4 protein-coding genes and 1 pseudogene are annotated in these 8,057 nt (G+C 59.2%); 4 read left to right on the top strand and 1 reads right to left on the bottom strand.

Features of this window, described 5'->3' with window-relative positions; genetic code table 11:
* On the bottom strand, positions 1 to 555 hold a 555-nt coding region (locus X730_RS135530), incomplete at its 3' end, for a Crp/Fnr family transcriptional regulator (protein ID WP_155922559.1).
* 2,467 nt (positions 556 to 3,022) lie between these two features.
* Here X730_RS135530 and bluB point away from each other — a divergent pair.
* From bluB to X730_RS1000000167235, 4 genes and pseudogenes are all read left to right on the top strand, one after another.
* The gene (gene bluB, locus X730_RS135545) at positions 3,023 to 3,658 is read left to right on the top strand and encodes a 5,6-dimethylbenzimidazole synthase (RefSeq protein ID WP_023694898.1); all 636 of its coding nucleotides are present in this window, start codon (positions 3,023 to 3,025) and stop codon (positions 3,656 to 3,658) included.
* Positions 3,659 to 4,539: 881 nt separating this feature from the next.
* Entirely contained in the window at positions 4,540 to 6,360 is a 1,821-nt protein-coding gene (gene glmS, locus X730_RS135550) for a glutamine--fructose-6-phosphate transaminase (isomerizing) (protein ID WP_023707023.1), read from the top strand.
* A 451-nt stretch (positions 6,361 to 6,811) separates the two neighbouring features.
* Positions 6,812 to 7,066 carry a helix-turn-helix transcriptional regulator gene (locus X730_RS0135255; RefSeq protein WP_031197535.1) on the top strand — a complete coding sequence of 85 codons (255 nt, stop codon included), beginning with the start codon at positions 6,812 to 6,814 and terminating at the stop codon, positions 7,064 to 7,066.
* A 777-nt stretch (positions 7,067 to 7,843) separates the two neighbouring features.
* Positions 7,844 to 8,057 (top strand): annotated as a pseudogene (locus X730_RS1000000167235) (transposase); the annotation flags it as partial.

Raw genomic sequence — 8,057 nt, 5'->3', positions numbered from 1 at the left:
CGTAATCGCAAAGCTGTTCCCGTCGACGCGATCATCACACATCACCAGCCATCTTGAGAGCCTGTCGACTATGTTCATCCGGGCATTGCTGAGCGCGGTGAAGCTTGCCTGGAGGTGAAAGTAGTGAACGTAGCGGAGCAGAAAGGTTCGCAAGGTTGGGCTTGTCAGAAGCGCCTTGGTGAAGAGGCCCGCGTCGATAACAAAGGCTCGGGCTTCTAATTGGACGTAACAATCGTGCGTTGACCGGTCATCGCCCATGACGAGCGCTGAGCCGGTCATGCCCTCACAACCAATGATTCCGATCTCAGCTTCGATACCAGGCCGCAGCTCGCCCACCACTGACCCGAGACCGCTCTCGAAGAAGTACACGGTGCTGATTGGTGACCCCGCCACTTCGAGATGCGTCTTCAGCCCAAGGGAGACGCTTTCGAAATGAGGTTGCAGCAATGCCAAATCTGCCGAGCACATTCGTAGCAGCAGCGAATTGCGATAGATCGAATTTTGGCCGGTGTCGCGTTGCGCGGCAGTGTGAGTTTGTGAACTGGAGTCTGTCATAGCTCCCTCTCCCTATTGGGGCGGAAGCATGTTGATCGCTCACAGCCGACGGACGCCCTTAGAGTTGCCGTCGATGGCACACTGTATGCCTGCCGACCGCGGATGTCCCATTTTTTAATCAATTACGTTAATCGGCCGAGCCAAGCTTTGGCGCACCCGCTCTAACGCGGCATTCAGATGCTCCAGAAATTCGTCATCGCTTTTGGTCGCCAAGCCGACTTGTCGAGCGCGAGTTACAATGCGCTCCTGGAGTGAAACCGCTGTCTCATAGTGGTCCACGATCATCTGAAATGAAGCGCTCATTGGGGCGGATTGAAAGGGCTGTGCCATAGCACAACCCTAGCTCCACGAGGATGAGAGTTCCATGCCGGCCGCCGCTTGGGTAACAATCGTACAATATACCCAAGACTGACCGTGCTCTTTGGTTATCCTCCCAGAAATCCGGTAGCCTTGCGTGGCGCAGCTTCTCTTCGCTCTTCGACCTCCTGACCCGGCCGACCAGTCCCGGCTTCAGCCATTCCGCCTTGTACTTCTTATGCTCCTTCGGGACCGGGACGCCGACCTCGCCCTGCACACGATCCCACAGCGTTTGCCTTTTGTCGGCCTTGACGGCTAACATCGCCCGCCCTTGTAGGACCGCTTTCAGCCATGATCACCTCGGGGGGCTGAACGAAGCGCGTGGTTGTCGACTCTGTCGGTCGTCGCAGACGCTTACGGAGGCCTCACCGCAGAGGGAGATGCGCACTCCGGCTCGACGACGGCTGTCGAAAATCAGACTGATGTGGATGCACTACCATCGATCGGCACTAAGATTCTCGACCTCGGCAATAAGCTCCTCTGTACAGCAAGCGACCTTCCTGCCTCGCAATATCAAAAGTCAAACCCCGCCGCAGATGCATATGCCTGGCAGCACGCGTCGGTCTTTGGCCGCGCATCTGCCAAACCGAAATCAAGTAGCCCGCCATCGCGCGACCCTCAACGCGATCTTGATCATTGCAGTGGGGCAATAACTTATCTCTTTGGAGCTTGGTGGTGATATATAGGCGCCCAAGCCAGCGCTAATATTGCATGGAGCTAAAATGCCCGCTAAGATTTCTTGGGTGTTGGCTGGCGGGTGTTTGATGCGGTTTCATCGTCTAGGCGCGGTCGCTCTGGGTCTGGCGTCCTTCATCAGCAGCGCTCATGGCCAAGAATCCTGCGACCCTAACTACACAGGCGCCTGTGTTCCAATCGCCAGCGATGTCGACTGTTCCTCCGGAAAGGGCAATGGTCCCGCATACGTACACGGGCCGGTCTCTGTCGTGGGCACCGATATCTATGATCTTGACCGAGACGGCGACGGAATAGGTTGCGAAAACGGCTAGAGGAAGCAAGTCGCCCTCCAACTTCATGACGGCACCAGCCCATCCGCTGTTGATGGTAACGGTCACCTCCGAGTTGAGGGTGAGCAACGTTCCCAGCCATTTGCATCAAATATTAGGGCCTCGTAAATGCGACTTATGGCGACTCTGCGGTACGACGGTCGAACACCTTCCACGTCTCAACCGTCTCCTGCCTTACGTTTTGTCAATTGGTAGCTGATTGTAGAATGTGCCAGTAACTGGGATGCTCATCTCGTTCCACATGCGCGAGCCCTGATGCGCGTCAGTTATTTTTACTCTCCGGTCACGATGAGACCACTGGCCCGGGCGATGTTCCCCGAGAAGAACAAAGAGGTAGATGGTGCCGGCATGGTCCCACCAATGCTCTCCCCTTGTGAACGGCATCCAAATTTTTCGGCGGGCTTGAACAGCGGCCACCTTTGGCGGCTGTCGAGGGCTGATGATAGATTCCATTCCAGCTCTTTCTAATGTGTCGTCCGAACAGTGAACGAAAGTAGAACATATAGTTCAAGCGCGAATCGACTGTGAGAGGGATGAGCTCCAATTTGGGTCATGCCTGACGCTGGTGGAAGACGAAATTGCGGTGGCGACTGGAAGCTCAGCGATGCACCAAATGAAACTGGGCAGCTGGTGCTGTCCGCTGCGGCGCTATGACGACAGACGATGGTATCTGCCGAATGACCTGGGGAATCTTCGGGGACGTCGAGGCCGACGTGGTCGGAAGCAAACTGAGTTGCAGGCGGTGCGGCAGGAACGACCATATGCAAGCTGAGACGCCTGTCGCCGTCTCCGCGTTCCAGGCCGACGTTCTCTGCATTCCGAGGCCTGGTGAGCGATACGGGTGCGCCTGAGTGTCAATGGCGCATTTAGCAACGGCCTGGTACACGATTCACCGCGGTGCGAGCTGATCGAAACTGGCTTGGTCGATTGCATCGTAATAGCGCCGCCCACCAGGAAAGATTTTTCTATCGTTTGCGGTTGGGGTCGCATGACGCGATTGTCGGACGCAACAAGCCAGCTTGGCAATAGGCAGAGGCTGTCCACACTGTACTCCCTAATGCCAATCCATACCTAACGAGACCGCCATGCCGTCACCTCCAGATTTCACCGACGATTTTCGCTCCGAGCTGATCACGCTGCTGCGCTGGCGCAGGGATGTGCGGCGCTTCGAGCCGACGGCTCTGCCAGAGGGTACGCTGGAACGCCTGCTCGAGCTCGCCAGCATTGCGCCCTCCGTTGGCCTCAGCCAGCCCTGGCGCTTCGTAGTAGTCGAGAGCCTCAAGCGGCGCACTGCCGTGAGAGACTGCTTCGAGCGCTGCAATGCCGAGGCGCTCACGCGCTTTTCGGGAGAGCGCGCCGCACTCTATGCCCGGCTGAAGCTTGCCGGGCTCGACGAGGCGCCCTGTCAATTCGCGGTCTTCGCCGACCGCACGACCCGACAAGGCCATGGGCTCGGTCGCATGACCATGGCGGCGACCATCGACTATTCGGCCGTCATGGCAGTGCACACACTGTGGGTGGCGGCGCGGGCGGAGGGCATCGGCATGGGCTGGGTGTCGATCCTCGATGCGACCGAGATGGCCGAAATTCTCGACACGCCGCCCGAATGGACGCTGATCGGCTATTTCTGCCTCGGCTATGCCAGCGAGGAGCACGACATGCCGACCTTGGAACGCGAATGCTGGGAACATCGGCGGCCGCCGGTGGTGATCAGGCGATAGTGGGGCTGCTCATCATTCGCCTCTTCCCTGGCGATGAGCTTGACGCAGATCGGGTCGCCCTTCGCCACATTGCCATTCCGACCGAAGCCGAGGTTCGTGTTCTTGCAAAGGCCAGGAAAGAGCAGCATGACAAGCGCGACCGCAGCGAAGATGGCGCTTGCGACAACCGGGCTGAAGCCGGGCATGGAGGTGGTCGACCTCTGTTGCGGGGCGGCTGTGCCGATCGCCACGATCACCCGCCATGTCGTCGCACTACGCCGACCAGCTGGAGGCCGCGCAGCGCCGGCTGACCGGCGCCGGCGCGACCAATTGCGAATTCGTCGCCGGCTACGCGCTACGAACTCGCTACTCTGGTGTCACGCCCCGTGAGTCTTCACGGCCAACGCCTTCGACGGCGTCCCGGACCGACCGCGGCTGGCACGTGCCGTGCGCGAGGCGCTCGCCCCCGGCGGACATTTGTTATCGTCAACTGACACCGGCAGCCGCGCGAGACGACGACGGTCCTGAAGCGAACTCAGGCTGTCGCCAAGACAGACCATCGCCGATGCCCAAGTCGGCGGCACCATGCTCCTAGATGCCGACGGCCTGACAAGGGGCCGCAGGCCCGTCGTCCGTCCACTGTCCAAGGCCTCCTGGCCTTTCCGAGGCCGTGATCCTGCCGCGGGTGTGAGTTTGCGATCCTCATAAGAGCGTCAGGCGCGAATAGAAGTTTGGGTCGTGGCTCCACAGTGGCCAACCTATCCATCGGGTGGATGGTAGTTATCACAACAATCAATTTTACCAATATTATGGAATTCTACTACAAGGCCGCCACTTAAAGCGGCCGGACGGGTATCCGTCTCGCGTGGGCTGGTGCTGCCCGCAAAGATGCGGAGACGAACATGTGCGGGATTGTTGGCATCGTTGGGCAACAGCCGGTGTCGGATCGGTTGATCGGCGCGTTGAAGGGTTTGGAATATCGCGGCTATGATTCCGCCGGCGTTGCGACGATCATCGAGGGTGCCTTGCACCGCCGGCGCGCCGAGGGCAAGCTCGTCAACCTCGAGAGGCGACTGAAGGAAGAGCCGCTGAGCGGCAACGTCGGCATCGGCCACACGCGTTGGGCAACCCACGGGGCCTCGACCGAACGCAATGCGCACCCGCACTTTAGCGACGGTGTCGCCGTAGTCCATAACGGCATCATCGAGAACTTCACCGAGCTGAAGGACGAATTGGCGGCGGATGGCGCCGAGTTCCAGACCGACACCGACACCGAGGTCGTTGGGCATCTCTTGGCAAGATACCGCCGAGAGGGCATGAGGCCGCAAGAGGCCACGCGTGCCATGCTGAAACGCGTCAAGGGCGCCTATGCGCTTGCCATCCTCTTCGAAGATGAACCGTCGACCATCACGGCGGCGCGCAACGGGCCACCGCTCGCGATCGGTCACGGCGACGGCGAGATGTTCCTGGGCTCCGACGCGATCGCCCTTGCTCCCTTCACCAATGAAATTACCTATCTCATCGACGGCGACTGGGCCGTTGTCGGCAATTCGGGCGCCCATATCTTCGATGTCGACGGCCGCCCCGTCGAGCGTCCGCTCCATATCTCCACGGCCGCGGCCGATCTGGCCAACAAGGGCAACCATCGCCACTTCATGGAGAAGGAGATTTACGAGCAGCCCGAGGTCATCGCCCATGCTCTCCGTCATTACATTAACATCATAGACAGTCGCGACATGGTTCCTGGCATTGATTTCGCCAAGGTCCCGAGCTTGGCGATCTCTGCCTGCGGAACCGCCTATTTCGCCGGACTGATCGGAAAATACTGGTTCGAGCGCTATGCGCGCCTGACGGTTGAAATCGACGTTGCGTCCGAATTCCGTTACCGCGAGATCCCGTTGCCGCCGCAGTCGGCAGCTCTTTTCATCTCGCAGTCCGGCGAAACCGCCGATACGCTTGCGTCATTGAGGTACTGCAAGGAGCGTGGGCTGAAAATTGGCGCTATCGTCAATGCCTGCGAATCGACCATCGCTCGCGAGGCCGATACGGTTTTCCCGATCCTTGCCGGACCGGAGATCGGCGTCGCCTCTACCAAGGCTTTTACCTGCCAGCTTGCCGTTCTAGCAGCACTCGCCATCGGCGCCGCCAGAGCCCGCGGGACGGTCCCCGAAGACGAGCTGCAGGAGCTCGTCAGGAGCCTCGCCGAATTGCCGCGCGTGATGGGCCACGTACTCGAGAGCATCCAGCCGGAAATCGAGTTCTTGTCGCGCGAACTGTCAAAGTGTCGTGACGTCCTGTATCTCGGCCGTGGCACCAGTTTCCCGCTAGCGATGGAAGGTGCGCTGAAGCTCAAGGAGATTTCCTACATCCATGCCGAGGGCTATGCAGCGGGTGAATTGAAGCACGGGCCGATCGCCTTGATAGACGAGAACATGCCGGTGATCGTCATCGCGCCCCATGACCGTCTTTTCGACAAGACCGTTTCCAACATGCAGGAAGTGGCTGCCCGTGGAGGGCGGATTATCCTCATCACCGATGAAAAAGGGGCAGCCGTATCGAAACTCGAAACCATGCACACGCTCGTGCTGCCGGTTGTCGACGAGATTATCGCGCCAATGATCTTCTCGCTCCCGATACAGCTTCTAGCCTACCACACGGCGCTCTTCATGGGGACGGATGTAGACCAGCCGCGCAATCTCGCAAAATCGGTCACGGTCGAATGATTGTGAACCTGTACAGGTGGCGATGCGCCTCCAGGAAAGCGGTACCCCTTGTCTGGATCCGAAGCCCGGATGAAACCAGATGACCATTGTTTGCTGCAATTGCGAAACTCGGTAGCGGTTACGAGCGGGTCTTTCGCTGCCTCGCCGGTGGAGATTGCCGAAGGAAGCAGTGTCCGTGCCGAAAGTTCGAGTTGCTGTTCAAGAAAGCCATCGGCGAGAATGGTCCACGAAGGATCGCAGGTCGCATGCGCTACGCCGACCAGGCTCTCAGCACGGGCAGTCTTGATACTTGATCAGAAGCAGGTGAGCCGCCATATTCCGGCCCGGCCAATTCAGCGGCCCATCCCATGCATGAGGCCGGTTCGGCCGAATGGACGACCATTTTTTTTATTTGCTAGGTGTGCGCCTCGGGAGGAATCTCCGAGGGAGCTCCCAGTTCTTGGAGATGTTTATGAAGGATTCGCGCATTCCCGAACCAGTCTTGACGGCTATGTCCCAGGGAACCCACATCGTCCGCGCTTATCGCGAGCACCTTGGATATTCGATCGACGACCTGGCCGTCGCGTGCGGGCTGGCCGCTGAGGAAATCCAAAACATCGAGCGAGGTCTGAGGTACAGCAAGGGCTATCGGGATCGGATAGCGAAATCGCTTTCCATACCTGTGGGAATTCTTGAGTCGGAGTTGGACATTTCGGACGCCGCCTGAACAGATCGGATGATCTGCAATGGGTGGACTAGCTGTTGTGATGTGAAGCTTGCGGCTGATGTCGACGCTTGATTCGATTGATGCGATGCCTTCTGGCGCAGCTCACCGAACAACAAAGCGATATAGCCGCCCGGAGTGCTACGAAACGTGCACGACGGCATCGGCTCGCGACGAAGGACTAACGGCGAACTCTTCCTAGTTCGGCAAGGCGATGCTGGCTTGAGCATCAACTCGGCCTACGAGAGTGGCTACTCCTAGGCTGAATCGTCCACCATGGCGAAGTCGCGCCGCTCTGAAAGTAACATGGCGGGCATCCTGACGTTTCCGGGTTGACTATGGGCGTTCGAACCAGGAAAAGGGGCCGCTCTTCGTGAGTGGCGTGCGCCGGCAGTCTGACCCCCAAGCCCCCCGCCCAGGCTGCCGGCGCGCTTCTAGAAAGATCGAAGTAGGGACTCGCTTGCGCTCTGCCCGCTGACACCTTGTGGTTCCTCCCGCGGGTCCAGCGGACCACCTTGGGTGTCGCCAGTTCTGGTGGTCACGCGCCTCCATTTGCGATCTCGAGTCAGTGAGTGCACCGCAAGCACCCTCTCTGCCAGCCTGAAAAATTCATGGGGGTTGGTGGATGTGGCGCAAGCCCGTTGAAATGACGTAGGATTTGGTTGCTTAAGCCGATCCGAAATTTCCCGGAGACCACACCNATGTGGCGCAAGCCCGTTGAAATGACGTAGGATTTGGTTGCTTAAGCCGATCCGAAATTTCCCGGAGACCACACCCACCATGAACGATCTTGCGCTGCCGCTGAGCGGTTTGTCATCAGTCGGCGGCTAGTCCGTCGTCGCCCGTTTCGACGGCGGCATGCTGTCGTCCAACAGCGGCGTTCTGGCCTTGGCCGAGGTGGAAAAGCGGTTGCGGGTGGCCGAGCGTCTGGCGCGTTGCATCGACGATCCGCGCTGCCCGGACCAGGTCGTCCACAGCCTGGCGGACATGATCG

It is taken from the genome of Mesorhizobium sp. L103C131B0 (assembly GCF_000502275.1).
Classification (GTDB): domain Bacteria; phylum Pseudomonadota; class Alphaproteobacteria; order Rhizobiales; family Rhizobiaceae; genus Mesorhizobium.
This window is presented reverse-complemented; position numbering and strand designations above follow the sequence as displayed.